Consider the following 14,207-nt stretch of genomic DNA (forward strand, 5'->3'; position numbering starts at 1 on the left):
TTAAAACTCCCCATTAAGGCTTAATACTCTCCATATGCTGTTGAATTGCAGCTTCAGACAAACTGCCCGAAAGTACATCTACTACTTTCCCTTCTTTATCTATTACGAAAGTAGTAGGCAGTGGATCTACACCATAAGCTGCTAAAACCTGGCTGCCTTTATCAATTGCCACTGGGAATGTCAGGTTATGCCTTTTGACAAATTTTTCAACGGCTAAGGTTGATTCATCTACATTGACAGCCAAAATTTGCACACCCTGATCCTTATAGTGTTGATATTGGTTATCCATATATGGCATTTCGTATTCACATGGTTTACACCATGTAGCCCAGAAATTCAGAAAAATCCCCTGTCCCTTATAATCTGATAGCTTATGTTTGTTTCCATCTAAGTCAACCAGTGCAAAATCAGGAGCTGTATCTCCTTTTTTAATCGTCTGGTTACTGTCTTTGGTAAAGTTAGCATAAAGCGTATACACCAAAGCTAGAGCCAATACTGCCAAGATAATGGTTCTCATAATCAGGCGCCGTTTTTTCTTATTCATTTGTGTCCCCCCGCCGTACAGTAAAAATTCCTTTCTATTATACCATTTAACAACATAGCGATAGTGTTAACAAACGTGAAGAATCTGTGACATATCTTACCATGCTGCTGTTATTTTTCGTTCATCGCCATTGAACGAAGCAGTTTAACTTCATGCGGTGTCAGTTCTCTTGAATCACCGGCAGATAAACCATGTAATGTCAGGAATCCATATTGTTCACGCTTAAGCTTTATAACAGGATAGCCAATTGCTTCAAGCATACGGCGAATTTGTCGATTTTTACCTTCATGAATCGTGACTTCAATAATTGATGTTTGTTTTTGTTTATCGACTGAAAGTACTTTAGTCTTGGCCGGAGCTGTCACTCCATCCTCTAGCTTAATTCCTTTTTCCAGCTTTTTAAGATCTTCGCGGAATGGCATTCCTTTTACTTTTGCCACATAGATTTTTTCTACTTCATGTTTCGGATGCATCATAATATTCGCAAATTCACCATCATTCGTCAAAATCAGTAAACCTGATGTATCGTAATCCAAACGTCCAACCGGGTAAATTCTTTCAGGGATCTCCGGGAAGAAATCTGTTACAACTTTTCTGTTTTTATCGTCCGTTACAGCTGAGATTACACCACGTGGTTTATAAAATAAGAAATACACTGATTTTTCTTTTTCCATTGGCACTCCATTTACTTCAACTTTATCATGAAGGCCGACTTTCACACCCAACTCTTTCACTACCTTGCCATTAACCTTTACTTTTCCTTCTGTAATCATTTCTTCTGCTTTTCGTCTCGATGCAAGTCCTGCATGAGCAATAACTTTTTGTAATCTTTCCATCTATATTCACCTCTAATGTTTCCTTTTGATTTGTAAATCCGTTAGTGCAATCATACAATTATTACACATTGAAGCAAAAAAACAAATGCTTTTTATTATATACTAACTGTTCCCTAAAAAACGGACCCTTATGAAGTGTACCACAAGCACTTTTCAATCATCAAAAAATGTACCGCTGAAAAATTCGGCAGAACGCAAAAAAGAGCTGGTATCTGCCAGCTTCTCTTGCATCTACTTTGTTCCAAATACAAGAACCACAACCACGATTGCGGCAATAAGACCGACTAAATCTGCCAATAAACCAACCTTAACCGCATCCCCCATCTTCTTGATTCCCACAGCGCCAAAATAGACGGTAAGGACATAAAATGTGGTATCGGTGCTTCCTTGAATGGTAGATGCCAGTCTGCCAATGAAGGAATCGGGGCCATGAGATAAAATTAAATCACTCGTCATACCAAGTGCTGCTGTTCCTGAAATTGGCCGGATAATGGCAAGCGGCAGGATTTCTGGCGGAACATGAATAGCTGTAAGAACGGGCCTTAATAGTTCGACAAGGAAGTCAAGTGCTCCTGAGGCACGAAAAACCGATATCGCTACAAGCATCCCTACTAAGAAGGGAATAATAGAAAATGATATTTCTATTCCCTCTTTTCCCCCTTCAACAAAGGTTTCATAAGTAGGAATCTTTTTAAACGTTCCATAAAGTAAAATAATGCAAATTAAAATAGGAATCATCCATATAGATATTGCTGCCATCCATTCAATCATTTATTCCACCCCGTTCCGTTTACGTCGGTAATAAAAATAACGATCAATGGCGATTCCGCCGATTGCAGATATAATGGTAGCAATAATCGTTGGGAATACGATGTCGGTCGGAGAAGCAGAGTGATAGTTCAATCTAATAGCAATGACCGTTGTTGGAATTAGTGTGACACTTGATGTATTTAGCGCAAGAAACGTAATCATCGATCGACTTGCTGATGACTTGCCTCCATTTAGCAGTTTAAGCTGTTCCATCGCCTTAATCCCGAGTGGTGTTGCCGCATTTCCAAGGCCGAATAAATTGGCCATCATATTGGATAAGATATACCCCATCGCCGGGTGCTGTGGAGGAATATCAGGAAATAGCCAGGTAATCAACGGTTTAAACAAGACAGAAAGCTTGTCTAACAATCCTGCTGCCTCCGCAATTTTCATCAGTCCCAGCCAGAAGACGAGGATGCTCATTAATCCGAGACAAAGTGTAACGGCCTCTCTGGCACTAACAAATAACGCTTCATTCACCTGTTCCATTGTTCCATTTACCATAGCGAATAAAACACCTATTAAGGTCATCCCAACCCATATATAATTAACCATTATTGATTCCCAGTACAGAAAGGAACATTTCCTTCCATACAGCACCCAAACTAGTTGAACTCATAACTTCTTTAGGTTTGCCATAAAAAACAGATCGTCTGCCTATTTCTTTGCCATCAAGATAAATCACAGCTTTGCCCACCACCTTAGGAATGTCACGTTCACCCTTCCAGCGAGGCTTCAATAAGAGATAATCAATTTTCACCTTATCTTCTTCATCTTTCATTAATGGATAAACAAACTTCGACTTAATATATAAATTATTTTGGTATTGTTTAATCCTGACTTTCTTTACTTCCCCAGCAGAAAGAATTTCTTCTTGATGATAAGAAGTAAACGTAGATTCAAACATATTAATATGATCGTTCCAATCATCTGGGCCCTTTAACGTTACCGCAATTAAATTCATATTATCCTTTGTTGCTGTCGAAACAAGGGTCCGTTTTGCCAGTTTAGTATAACCTGTTTTCCCCCCGGTACTATATTTATATAAACTTGTCAGTAATCTATTTTTATTGGTCCATTTATAATCCCAGTTTTCCATAGAATTCGGCGCCCGATGGACCTTAGTTCCCGCTATTTTCTTATATTCGTTATTATGCATAGCGTATCGAGTTAAAAGTGCCATATCATACGCAGTAGAATAATGGTCTTTCGTACTATCAAGTCCATGAGGATTAGTAAAATGACTATTTGTCATCCCAATTTCCTCCGCTTTCTTGTTCATCAAAAAGACAAATCCCTCTGGACTGCCACCAACCTCTTCGGCAATCGCTGCGGCTGCATCATTGCCTGAACGAAGCATTAATCCATAAACCAGATCTTCAAGCTTCATTTTTTCACCATGCTTTAAAAAAAGTGAAGACCCTTCTGTACCAATGGCGTCATCACTTATTTTCACAGTCTTATTCATTTTTCCTGATTCAATAGCTAGTAGTGCCGTCATTATTTTTGTAATACTAGCAATTCGGCTTATCTCATGAATATTCTTTTCAAATATTACACGGCCGCTATCTTGATCCATTAAGATAGCACTTTTCGCAGTAACAACGGGTTCTCCGTTCACCTTTTCAGGCAGTCCTCCCGTACAAAGCAAACAAATTAACAAAAGGGGCAGCACCCTATTTAGAAATCTCAATGTATTCCCCTCGTCCCTTTAGTGGTTTTGTACAAGTTTATGCAAAGAGACAAGGGTTATTACAAGAAAAAATCGAGCATCTTATTCATTAATTTCTAAATCTGATTAATAAGGCTTCCATTTAAGTGTTTTTGCTTTTTCAAAGCGTTCACTAACATTATTCCAGTTAACCACGTTCCACCAATTATCCACATAGGCATCTTTTTTGTTTTTGTATTGTAAATAATAGGCATGTTCCCAGACATCAAGGGCAAGCAGTGGGATTGTATCCCATTGAGTTAAAATCATATGTCGTTCTGTCTGCAGAATCTCAAGACGGTGTGCACGCGGGGACCAGACAAGGATTGCCCAACCTACTCCTTCCACTTGCTTGGCCGCCTCACTGAAATGCTTTTTAAATGCAGAAAAACTGCCAAAATCCTTCTCTATTTGAGCGAGCAGCTTGCCAGTTGGTTTTCCCCCGCCCTCTGGTTTCATACTTTCCCAGAAAATCGTATGCAAATAATGACCTGAGCCATGGAACGCAGCTTCCCGTTCCCAGTGCTTTATTAACGAATAATCATTTGTTTTTCGTGCTTTTTCCATCATTAATTCCGCTTTATTTAACCCATCAACATATGCCTGATGATGTTTATCATGGTGCAGACGCATCGTTTCTTCAGAAATAGCGGGCTCTAACGCATTATATGGATATCCAAGCGACGGAAGCTGATGTTTGCCAATAGGTACACTCATCTTTTCTCTATCCAGCTCTTTCGTCAATATGGATGAACATTGATCAGCAAACAGGCGTAATTCTTCATTTAACATGACCTGATCTGCCTCGGTCGCTTGACCTGCTTCGATTTTATCAAGTAGTACATTAATCCTTTCGTTACAGTAAAGCATTTCACTCTCTCTGAACTTACCCGGTATTAATTGAGATGTCTCTTTCAGCCACTTTCGAATATCGACAACGTATTTCTTCCATTTTTTCATTTTCTCTACCTCCTATAGGCAACTAGCAAGCTATTTTAATTTTATGAATCCTAGGAGGGATAGGTGCACAAAAAAAGCTTTATAAAATCCGCTCTGTCTAGCAGCAGAATTTATAAAGCATTATCAACTATTTTGATTGCATCATTTTTGTTCGATAATCCGTTTCATAGAATTCCAATTCTTCACGAAACGTTTGGAAGTTTGCTTCAAGATTCTTAAGAACCTGAACGATCCGATCTGGAACCTCACCATGGAACTTAATCGAATTTCTCCCTGTATACGCGGCACGGCTGTCTTCAAACCAACGATCAGATTTTGGAGAGAAATATTCCTCAATACATTGATGGTAAACTCTGTATAAGGTTTTTTCTGCGGCACCTTTATGAAAGATCTCATTATTAAGGATGATCTGGCAGGTTTCTAGATTCTCCTCACAGTTTACAAGTAATCTTCTAAGCCCAGATAGGATCCCCTTATAATATAGATCCTCTCCCGGCTTCTCTTGTTGCAGCTGCGAAAGAGTGGTTTCATTCAAGAACTCCTCAAGTCTGCTTACCGTACCGCCTAAAAAAGTTCGCACATCATCAAGCTGAGATTTAACCATTGAATTACCCAACCATGAACCCTCCTCAGTAAGTTTTTACAGGTATAGTTCGTTTATCTGTTTACAATCGTACTTTGTCCCTGATCCAGACGTTTAATTGTTTGTTTTAAGGAATCAAAGTCGAGATTTTTGAAGTAAGCAGAGAATTCTTCTTGGGAATTCAAATATAATCGTTTCCGTTTCGATAAACTGGAATCCTTCAGTAAACAAACGAGCGCTACAATATCATAAAAATAAAAATTCCTAGTTGTTCCTTTATAAAGAGGATGTTCCATGAATGGTGTCAACTCTCGCATAAGCTCATCAAAAACCCGCAAATACACAACATGTAACCTTTTTTCTTCATTGCCTTCTTTAAAACTGACGGATGAACGATTGAAAAGATCCTCTGGTGAATTTGATTTTTCTTTTTCAAGCTCAAGACCTGCGCATTCGAGAATTTCCACACCCACACCTCGATATCTCAAATAATGTAATATTAGTAGTATATTAACACATTTTCAATGAAATTGTTATTCGATTGAGCCTTTAAATGTCTCGAAAAATAAATCTGCTTCCTCTTGTTCGAAATCCTGCTCATTTTGGGCATCTAAAGCAGGCAGTTCATCTATTGCTTTCAGGCCAAAGTAGTCAAGAAATTCTTTGGTTGTACCATATAGATAAGCTCTTCCGGAACCTTCCATTCTGCCAACTTCTTTAATCAGCGCTTTCGAAACAAGGGTATGAATCGGTCTTTCTGTTTTTACTCCACGAATTTCTTCAATTTGGGCCCTAGCAATCGGCTGTTTATAGGCTATAATCGCAAGTGTTTCTAATGCAGCTTGAGATAATCCATGTGAGCTTGAAGTCTCTACCAGCTTTTTTAGATAATCCGAATGTTCCTTTTTAGTAACAAGCTGAAAAACACCCGCAAGCTCCACTAATTGGATGCCTCTTGATTCTTGCAGATATTCTTCCTGTAATTCAGTGATAATGTCTTCTGTTGCCGACTCAGTTAATTCTAGTACTGAGGCCATCTGCTTTAACGCTAAGCCTTCATCTCCGGCTGCAAAAAGCATAGCTTCTAAAACGCCTTTCCAATTATCCAACTGCTCCTACACCTTCCTTAGCTGCAACAAAGATCTCTGAAAAATTGTTATCTTGTTCAACCTGAATTTGATTTAGTTTCATTAATTCTAATACCGCCAAAAAGGTAATAACAATATGCTCCTTTTCCGGTTCAGGGAAGAGGGAAAAGAAACTTGTTCTTCCGTTTAATGAACGGAGATTGGTTAATATTTCACCCATTCTCTTATCTATAGAAATTTCCTGTCTAGTCACCTTGGTATGTAAAGGCTTCTGTAATTTCTGCCGGCGAAGTAATTTCTGAAGAGCGCCCAGCATATCATACAAGCTGATATTAAGCTCTGGCTTGACAGTTTCCGCTTCCTTGGAGAATTCCGAAAAATCACTCGGTGGTTTTGAGAAAAATAAACTCCGCTCTTCTTCTAATGTTTTAAATTCCACCGCAGCCTGCTTATATTTTTTGTATTCGAGAAGCTTTTCAACGAGTTCCTCACGAGGATCCTCATCCAGCTCCATGCCGTCTTCATCATAAGCTGTCTCGTCCTCATGTTTAGGCAGCAGCTGCTTACTTTTAATAGCTAGTAAGGTAGCCGCCATTACTAAATATTCACTTGCGATATCTAGTTCCAAGCTCTTCATCGTATGGATATATCCTAGGTATTGTTCAGTAATTTCAGCCATCGGTATATCATAAATATCAATCTCCAGCCGATTAATTAAATGAAGGAGCAAATCCATCGGACCTTCGAATGCATCAATTTTTATATTATAACCCACTATAAAAAACCCCACTATAAATCATGATTGTCTTGTTTGTTCATTGAGTTCCATCCCTTAGTATAGAGGATTGCCTTGTTTTATCCAATAACAATCTTCGTTTTCAGCTATTGAAAAATTTCCTAGCCCGTCTTTTATAAAATACAGGCCGGAGCCCATACATAATTTTCTCCACTGCATATTTTAAAAAGGTAAGCAGTAAGAAGTCAAAGGAGGTACTTACATGGGAGAAGGCGGATTCGGTTTCGGAGGCGGCTTTGCATTAATCGTAGTACTGTTCATTTTGTTAGTCATCATAGGTGCATCCTGGTTATAAACTAATCAGGGTATCAAAACCTGCTTGCCTTAATGGCAAGCAGGTTTTTTTGTAAACATTCTAGCTAAAAGATCTCATATGATACAATTAGGATAGATTTTTATTCGAAGGGATGTTTGCAAATGAGCTATCCAGCTGAATATATTGATTACTTAGTCGAATTTCATGGAAGCCGTGATTATTTTGAGTGTCATGAAATCCTTGAGGAATATTGGAAAGAGGTTTCACCTGGTGAACGGGATTCCCATTGGGTCGGGTTTATCCAGCTTGCTGTCGCACTCTACCATCAACGGCGCGGGAATTTCAACGGTGCGGCAAAAACGATAAAAAAAGCGAAAGAAATCCTTTCAAAAAAAGAAGATGTTATTACTGAACTCGGAATGAACCCACATGAACTACTCGATATTATATCGTCAATTGAAAGACACATACATAACCAAACCCCTTATCAGAGCATCACTCTTCCATTAACTGATACAGAATTAATAAAAGCCTGCCAGACTTCCTGTAAGAATTCCGGATTTTTCTGGTGTATGCCAAGCAATTTAAACAATGCCGAACTCATACATCGTCACACTTTACGAGACCGCACAGAAGTTATTCAGGAAAGAAACAGGCAGTTACGGTTACGCAGGGAAAAACCTCAAACGTAAGCATAAAAAAAGAGACGCTTCCTATAGGGATCGCTTCTTTTTTAATTTTTATTGATAGAGACATCAAGCATTACGAAGAACAGCATCTTTTCTTCTATTTATGCAGGTGTTTCATTTCCGGGCAGGTCACATTTACCAAAAAACTCCGCTACATCATCTGTAGGTTGAACCTCTTTATCTGGATACTGCTCGATAATCGCTTTCACCATTGCCTTGCCCACACCTTGGGCCCTGAAGGAAGGATTGACAGAAATATGCTGTATTTTAATGATTCCTTCTTGAGAAAGATTAAGACCAGCCACACCAATTATTTCTTCTTCTTTCCATAGCAAAAGCTGCAAACTTTCATCAGATTCGTAATCCTTCATTGTCGTCTGTAATTTTTTTATGTCCTTTAAATCAGGCATAAACGACAATAAGCCCATTGCAATTTTTTCATGATTTTTTTTATATCTTATAAACATAGGATCCCTCGTCACTTAAGTACGTAGTATTTTTAAGAATATAGTACATCATACATAATAATACCTGTTCTTTCAATGCTACCCTAATTAGCATTTTCCTCGGTCAAACGATGAACACCCAGTAAATAATTCCCCAAACCAATCCCATTACTAGCAGGAGTGCAAGCAAGATATAGTTGTTTTGTTTCATAACAGCATGCTCTCCTTCACCCGGTAAGTTCACGCATCAACTTTTATATGTCGATTCCATTCTACTATAACAAGTCTTTACTGACAAATCAGGTTTTAATCTTTTTGTAAAATACTATAAAAACGTAAAGACTTTTTAGTTCGTATTCTATATTTTTCTTTGTAACTTTTGGTGAATCTGCTTATACTAGATAGCAGCTAGAAATTTCCTTTTTAAAGTGAATCTTTTTTTATGAATTTTCGTCTAGCATATTAAGGAGGCAGACTATGAAACAGAGTATGATAAAAAAGTATTGTGTTATTGCTTTAATGTTATGTTTATTCTTCCCAATTCGTGCTTTTGCTGATGCGGCAGTTGGGGATCAAGTGGTAACACTAGGTGAAAACTTGACCACTGAACAAAAAAACATGCTGCTCGCTGAAATGAAGGCACCAGCAGATGTAGAAATCTTAACCGTTACTAATCAAGAAGAGCATGAATATCTTGGGAAGTATATTGCTAAACGATTAATCGGTACCAAGGCGATATCCTCTTCTTCTATCACACTAGAAAAAGCGGGTACCGGTTTGACAGTTGAAACAAAGAATATTAATTGGGTTTCAGAAGAAATGTTTATCAACGCATTAGCAACAGCAGGTGTAAAGGATGCAGCCATTTATGCGACCGCACCCATTCCCGTATCTGGTACAGCTGCACTAACTGGAATTATTAAAGCCTATGAATTATCAGCCGATACAGCCATACCTGAAGACGTGAAACAAGCAGCCAATGAAGAAATGGTTAAAACGGCTGAGCTCGGTGATGAAGTCGGTGCTGAAAAAGCGGCCGCACTTATGACCAGAATTAAAGAACAAATGGCAGAAAATCCACCTAAAACAGATGATGATATTCGAACAATCATTGAAACTTCTTCTAAAGAAATCGGTCTGAACCTTACAGAAGATCAGATTCAAAGTCTGCTAGATTTATTCAAAAAACTAAAAGACTTAAATATTGATTGGAACCAAGTAGGCGATCAACTGGATAAAGCAAAAGAAAAATTAACCACCTTCCTTGAATCTGAAGAAAGTCAGGGGTTCTTGGATAAACTAAAAGGATTCTTCTCAAGTATCATCGACGCAATCAAGGCGTTGTTTTCCTAAAGCAGATGATAAATAGAGTTTAATCACAAAAAAGCGGGAGTCATTTAGGCTCCCGCTTCAGACAGTAGACAAACTCGGGTGAGATTTGAAATCGAGATGTTGATTTCCATTCCAGGCGCTTCGCTTTCCGCGGGCCTATTTGGTCCAAAAAATGCAAAAGAGGTTCGGAATGAAACCATTCCGAACCTCTTTTGTCTACAAACTGAAGCGGAAGTCATTTATACTCCCGCTTTTTTGTGTTGAAGAAACTGACAGTAACTTACTTTGTTGATACTTCCTGTAGAGCTAGATCATAACGGACTAAATCTTCATAGGTTTCCCGTTTAATAACTAATCTTGATTCCGCATTTTCAGTAAAAACGACAGCTGGTTTAGGAATACGATTATAATTATTCGCCATGGAATAACCATACGCCCCTGTGCAAAAGACAGCAAGTAGATCGCCGCGCCCGGACTTTGGTAATGGTAAATCCCAAATCAGCATATCGCCGCTTTCACAGCATTTCCCTGCAATCGCCACGGTTTCTTCAACAGGGTCGAGTGGACGATTTGCCAATACCGCTTCATATTTCGCTTCATACAGAGCTGGTCTGATGTTATCACTCATCCCTCCATCAACAGCTAAGTATTTTCGAACCTGTGGGACATCTTTTTCTGAGCCTACTTTATATAAAGTAATTCCGGCATCTCCGACAAGTGAACGTCCTGGTTCAATCCAGATTTCAGGCATCATTAATCTAGATTGATTAATATGATTTTGTACTTCTTTGACGATTTCTTCTACATAATAAGCCGGGGGCAGGGGCTCATCCTCTTTTGTATAGCGAATACCAAACCCGCCTCCTAGATTCAAAACTTTAGGCTGATAGTCAAATGCTTCATACCAAGCCTCTAGTTGTCCAAGAATTTTCTGCGCAGCTAAAATAAAACCTGTTGTTTGGAATATTTGGGAACCAATATGACAATGGATACCTAGAACAGTAATATTTTGGCTTGACAGCGCGGTTTTTAAGGCATGTTCAGCCTGACCGTTTAGTAAATCAAAGCCAAATTTTGAATCTTCCTGACCTGTCAGAATATAATCATGTGTATGAGCTTCAATTCCCGGTGTTACCCGCAGAAGAATCTTAACCTTTTGGTTTCGGTTTCTACAAAGTGTTTCAAGTAATTCGAGCTCTGAGAAATTATCGACCACAATACAGCCGACATTGGTCTCAAGAGCCATGATTAATTCTTCTTCACTTTTATTATTGCCATGGAAGTGAATCCGTTCAACCGGGAATTCTGCTTTTAAAGCCGTATAAAGCTCTCCCCCTGAAACAACATCGAGTGACAAACCTTCTTCCTCTGCTAACTGAATCATCGCAATGGAGGAAAAAGCTTTACTTGCATAAGCCACTTGTGCTGTCACGCCGAGATCCTCAAACGTTTGTTTAAAACCTCTAGCCCGTTCTCTAATTAAAGTAACATCATAAACATAAAGAGGTGTTCCATATTCTGCAGCCAGTTCCACTGTATCAACGCCGCCGATTTCTAAATGCCCTTGTTCATTTACTCGTTCAGTTCCATAGAAATGCATATTCCCTCTCCCTTTCTTGAAAAAGGTATCTAAATAATTGAGGCAGACTAGAAAGAGTCCTCTCCTTTTTGTAAAGGAAATCTTTTAACCCTTTCTCCATCAACCTCATATCTGTGTAATTTAGCCTTTTAACGCTTTATTTGAATAAATTTAAAATTACCACAACTTTTCGACAACATCAATACAAAATCCTACTTCGTCTGCCGATACTTATTCTGCGGATGGACAACACTTGGTCTGATTCGCGAACCAGGCAATGTCCTTCTTATTAAGATATGCGAGAAGGCCTTAGGACGAAATGGGATAAATGGCCATAGATAAGGTGTATTCAATGATTTTATACTTACCAGCAAGATAAAGAATAAAGTCATTCCACCTACTAAACCAGGCAAATGGAAGATGGCGACCATTATAAGGATTCCTAAACGGGCAATTTTATTTGCTACACCAAGCTCTAAACTAGGGGTAACAAAGGTTCCTATTGTGGCGACCGATACATAAAGAATAACCTCTGGTACGAATAATCCGACATCTATCGCAATTTGACCAATCAATACGGCAGCAATTAAGCCCATCGCAGTCGACAGTGGGGTTGGCGTATGAATGGCCGCCATCCGGAGAAATTCAATCCCGATTTCAGCGATGAATAACTGGACGATAATTGGGATATTTGTATGCTCATTAGGTCCAATAAACGCCAGTTTTTCGGGCAGCATTGAAGGTTCTAAGACAAACAAAAACCAGACAGGCAACAGAAAAATAGATGCGATAATCCCTAGAAATCTGACCCACCTGATCATCGTTCCTACCGCAGGAGACTGCCGGTACTCCTCTGCATGCTGCATATGATGAAAGATTGTGGTTGGAGTAAGGATAACGCTTGGTGAGGTATCGACAATAATAATGACATGGCCCTCTAATAGATGTGCAGCAGCCACATCCGGTCGTTCTGTATAGCGCACAAGCGGATACGGGTTATATCCTTGCTTGACAATAAATTCTTCAATCGTTTTATCGGCCATTGGCAGGCCGTCCAGATCAATGGCTTCTAATTCTTTACGGATGACCTCAATTAAATCTGGATCAGCAATATCTTTAATATAACCAATAGAGATATCCGTTTTTGAACGTTCCCCTACCTTCAGCATTTCAAAACGTAGATTCTCATCACGAATTCTGCGTCTCGTTAACGCGGTATTCAGAATGATATTTTCGACATACCCATCGCGAGATCCTCGGACGACCTTTTCTGTATCCGGCTCTTCAGGACTTCTCCCTGGATAACTTCTCACATCCACGACTAAGGCAGTGGGTGTACCATCAACTATAACACCGATGAGTCCAGATAAGACCTGATCGACCATTTCATCTAGCGTTTCAACTCGGCTGACTGATTGATTCACCAATCTATTTTCGATAATTTCAAAAACCTTCGTCTTATTCGTTTCTTTATCATTAATATGAACGAGCTGACTTAAAATGTCCGTAATGAAACTCGTATCACAAAGCCCGTTGACATAATACATTTGAATATCTGTTTTTAAGATGACAAACTTGCGGACACCCAGGTCAAAGCTGGTTCCAAGCCCGACATTTTTTTTGAAATATGCTTCTACTTGATCAGCGTCCTTATAGATCCTGGTCTTGTTCTCGTTTTCCGAACTCACGATACCCGCTCCTTTCCAAAATAAGTTCAACCGCTAACCTTGTAATGGGTGCTCCCTTACGATAATCGTCCCTGCTTGCCATTTTTCCAATGTCTCCGATTCCAACAACCAACGGTGCATGTAATTCATCAATACAGTAGACCGTATCTCCCGTGATTCTACCAAGTTCAAATTCAGCGGTGCCATTTTTATCTACGCCTTGTGGTGTCAAATTCCCTTCGCGATCAATACTTACATCAACTCTTGTCCACTCCGCATGTCTAGTCCTTGATGCAACAGCGATAATGCCCAGAACTTCAATTCCATCATCAAGAGCCACATAGCGCATGGCTGTCTCTCCTGCCCCTTCACCGACAATTCCACTATCATCAAACATAACTAAAACAGGATCATAGGGAGCTTTTTTGATCATTCTGACTAATTGGGCACCTGAATGAACGGATGGATTTCCATACGACATTGAAATACATCGGCCGCCAATCTCCTTTGCCACAAGTTCCACTACTCGCTTTGCATATTCATCACCATCTGTAATTAAGATCACTTTTCGTTTCGCATCCATCAACTTGTTCCTTTCAGCACTTTGTTATAAATCGACAAAATAGAGCCATTGAAACAATGAACCAGCCACTTTTCCTAGTACAAGGGCCATCACCAAATGAATCACTTTATCCTGAAGCCCAATGCGTTTTGAAAGAATCGGAAAAACATTAATAACCTCCGTAAGCGCAGCTGCCAGCATTCCATTAAAGATCCCATCCGCCAGTCCGATTGGCAGCAGGATATACGCATGTATGTAAAACGATACACCTTGTAATTCGTTCCATCCAAAGAACACGATGCCTAAAACGATGGCCGCTTCATAGGCTGGAAGCCTCTTTTCAGTTTT

At 39.3% G+C, this 14,207-nt stretch carries 18 protein-coding genes; 3 read left to right on the forward strand and 15 right to left on the reverse strand.

Going from position 1 to position 14,207, the window contains the following annotated elements; all coding sequences use genetic code 11:
• Positions 1-13: 13 nt before the first annotated feature.
• The 10 genes from resA to WYK_RS10700 all read right to left on the reverse strand — a co-directional run bounded on the left by resA (position 14) and on the right by WYK_RS10700 (position 7,307).
• On the reverse strand, positions 14-544 hold the full coding sequence (resA, locus tag WYK_RS10655; RefSeq protein WP_040374479.1) for a thiol-disulfide oxidoreductase ResA: 531 nt from the start codon (positions 542-544) through the stop codon (positions 14-16).
• Between the two features lie 110 nt (positions 545-654).
• Positions 655-1,380 (reverse strand): pseudouridine synthase, encoded by a 726-nt coding sequence (locus WYK_RS10660; protein ID WP_040374480.1) that lies wholly within the window; start codon positions 1,378-1,380, stop codon positions 655-657.
• A 231-nt stretch (positions 1,381-1,611) separates the two neighbouring features.
• Positions 1,612-2,151, reverse strand: coding sequence for a spore maturation protein (locus WYK_RS10665; protein WP_407951442.1), 540 nt, complete (start codon positions 2,149-2,151; stop codon positions 1,612-1,614).
• On the reverse strand, positions 2,152-2,745 hold the full coding sequence (locus WYK_RS10670) for a nucleoside recognition domain-containing protein (RefSeq protein WP_040374481.1): 594 nt from the start codon (positions 2,743-2,745) through the stop codon (positions 2,152-2,154). It lies immediately after the preceding gene.
• Positions 2,738-3,883: a D-alanyl-D-alanine carboxypeptidase family protein gene (locus tag WYK_RS10675; RefSeq protein WP_040374482.1), complete on the reverse strand. Its 1,146-nt coding sequence runs from the start codon at positions 3,881-3,883 to the stop codon at positions 2,738-2,740. The genes WYK_RS10670 and WYK_RS10675 overlap by 8 nt, the downstream gene beginning before the upstream one ends.
• 105 nt (positions 3,884-3,988) lie before the next feature.
• Positions 3,989-4,861, reverse strand: a complete 873-nt coding sequence (locus WYK_RS10680) for a superoxide dismutase (protein ID WP_040374483.1) — start codon at positions 4,859-4,861, stop codon at positions 3,989-3,991.
• A 127-nt stretch (positions 4,862-4,988) separates the two neighbouring features.
• Entirely contained in the window at positions 4,989-5,477 is a 489-nt protein-coding gene (locus WYK_RS10685) for a YpuI family protein (protein WP_040374484.1), read from the reverse strand.
• A 41-nt stretch (positions 5,478-5,518) separates the two neighbouring features.
• Complete coding sequence (locus WYK_RS10690; RefSeq protein ID WP_040374485.1) at positions 5,519-5,911, reverse strand: hypothetical protein; 393 nt, start codon at positions 5,909-5,911, stop codon at positions 5,519-5,521.
• Between the two features lie 66 nt (positions 5,912-5,977).
• Complete coding sequence (scpB, locus tag WYK_RS10695) at positions 5,978-6,553, reverse strand: SMC-Scp complex subunit ScpB (RefSeq protein ID WP_040374486.1); 576 nt, start codon at positions 6,551-6,553, stop codon at positions 5,978-5,980.
• On the reverse strand, positions 6,546-7,307 hold the full coding sequence (locus WYK_RS10700; protein ID WP_040374487.1) for a segregation/condensation protein A: 762 nt from the start codon (positions 7,305-7,307) through the stop codon (positions 6,546-6,548). Before WYK_RS10700 ends, scpB begins: the two co-directional genes overlap by 8 nt.
• 223 nt (positions 7,308-7,530) lie before the next feature.
• Here WYK_RS10700 and WYK_RS23955 point away from each other — a divergent pair, with 223 nt between their 5' ends.
• Both WYK_RS23955 and WYK_RS10705 read left to right on the forward strand, forming a co-directional pair.
• Entirely contained in the window at positions 7,531-7,623 is a 93-nt protein-coding gene (locus tag WYK_RS23955; RefSeq protein WP_081704860.1) for a YjcZ family sporulation protein, read from the forward strand.
• Between the two features lie 122 nt (positions 7,624-7,745).
• Positions 7,746-8,276: a DUF309 domain-containing protein gene (locus WYK_RS10705; RefSeq protein ID WP_040374488.1), complete on the forward strand. Its 531-nt coding sequence runs from the start codon at positions 7,746-7,748 to the stop codon at positions 8,274-8,276.
• A gap of 98 nt (positions 8,277-8,374) precedes the next feature.
• On the opposite strand, the gene WYK_RS10710 is transcribed toward WYK_RS10705, so the two are convergent.
• Entirely contained in the window at positions 8,375-8,740 is a 366-nt protein-coding gene (locus WYK_RS10710; protein ID WP_040374489.1) for a GNAT family N-acetyltransferase, read from the reverse strand.
• Between the two features lie 456 nt (positions 8,741-9,196).
• Between WYK_RS10710 and WYK_RS10715 the strand changes: the two genes are divergently transcribed.
• On the forward strand, positions 9,197-10,072 hold the full coding sequence (locus tag WYK_RS10715; RefSeq protein WP_040374490.1) for a DUF1002 domain-containing protein: 876 nt from the start codon (positions 9,197-9,199) through the stop codon (positions 10,070-10,072).
• A 259-nt stretch (positions 10,073-10,331) separates the two neighbouring features.
• Here WYK_RS10715 and lysA read toward each other — a convergent pair whose 3' ends face one another.
• From lysA to WYK_RS10735, 4 genes are all read right to left on the reverse strand, one after another.
• Positions 10,332-11,651, reverse strand: a complete 1,320-nt coding sequence (gene lysA / locus WYK_RS10720; protein ID WP_040374491.1) for a diaminopimelate decarboxylase — start codon at positions 11,649-11,651, stop codon at positions 10,332-10,334.
• Positions 11,652-11,842: 191 nt separating this feature from the next.
• A complete protein-coding gene (locus tag WYK_RS10725; protein ID WP_040374492.1) occupies positions 11,843-13,318 on the reverse strand; it encodes a spore germination protein in 1,476 nt (491 codons plus the stop codon).
• Complete coding sequence (gene spoVAEA / locus WYK_RS10730; protein ID WP_040374493.1) at positions 13,281-13,880, reverse strand: stage V sporulation protein SpoVABEA; 600 nt, start codon at positions 13,878-13,880, stop codon at positions 13,281-13,283. The genes WYK_RS10725 and spoVAEA overlap by 38 nt, the downstream gene beginning before the upstream one ends.
• A 24-nt stretch (positions 13,881-13,904) precedes the next feature.
• On the reverse strand, positions 13,905-14,207 hold a 303-nt coding region (locus WYK_RS10735; protein WP_040374494.1), incomplete at its 5' end, for a stage V sporulation protein AB.

The sequence above is a fragment of the Peribacillus psychrosaccharolyticus ATCC 23296 genome, assembly GCF_000305495.1.
In the GTDB taxonomy this organism is placed as follows: Bacteria; Bacillota; Bacilli; order Bacillales; family DSM-1321; genus Peribacillus; species Peribacillus psychrosaccharolyticus.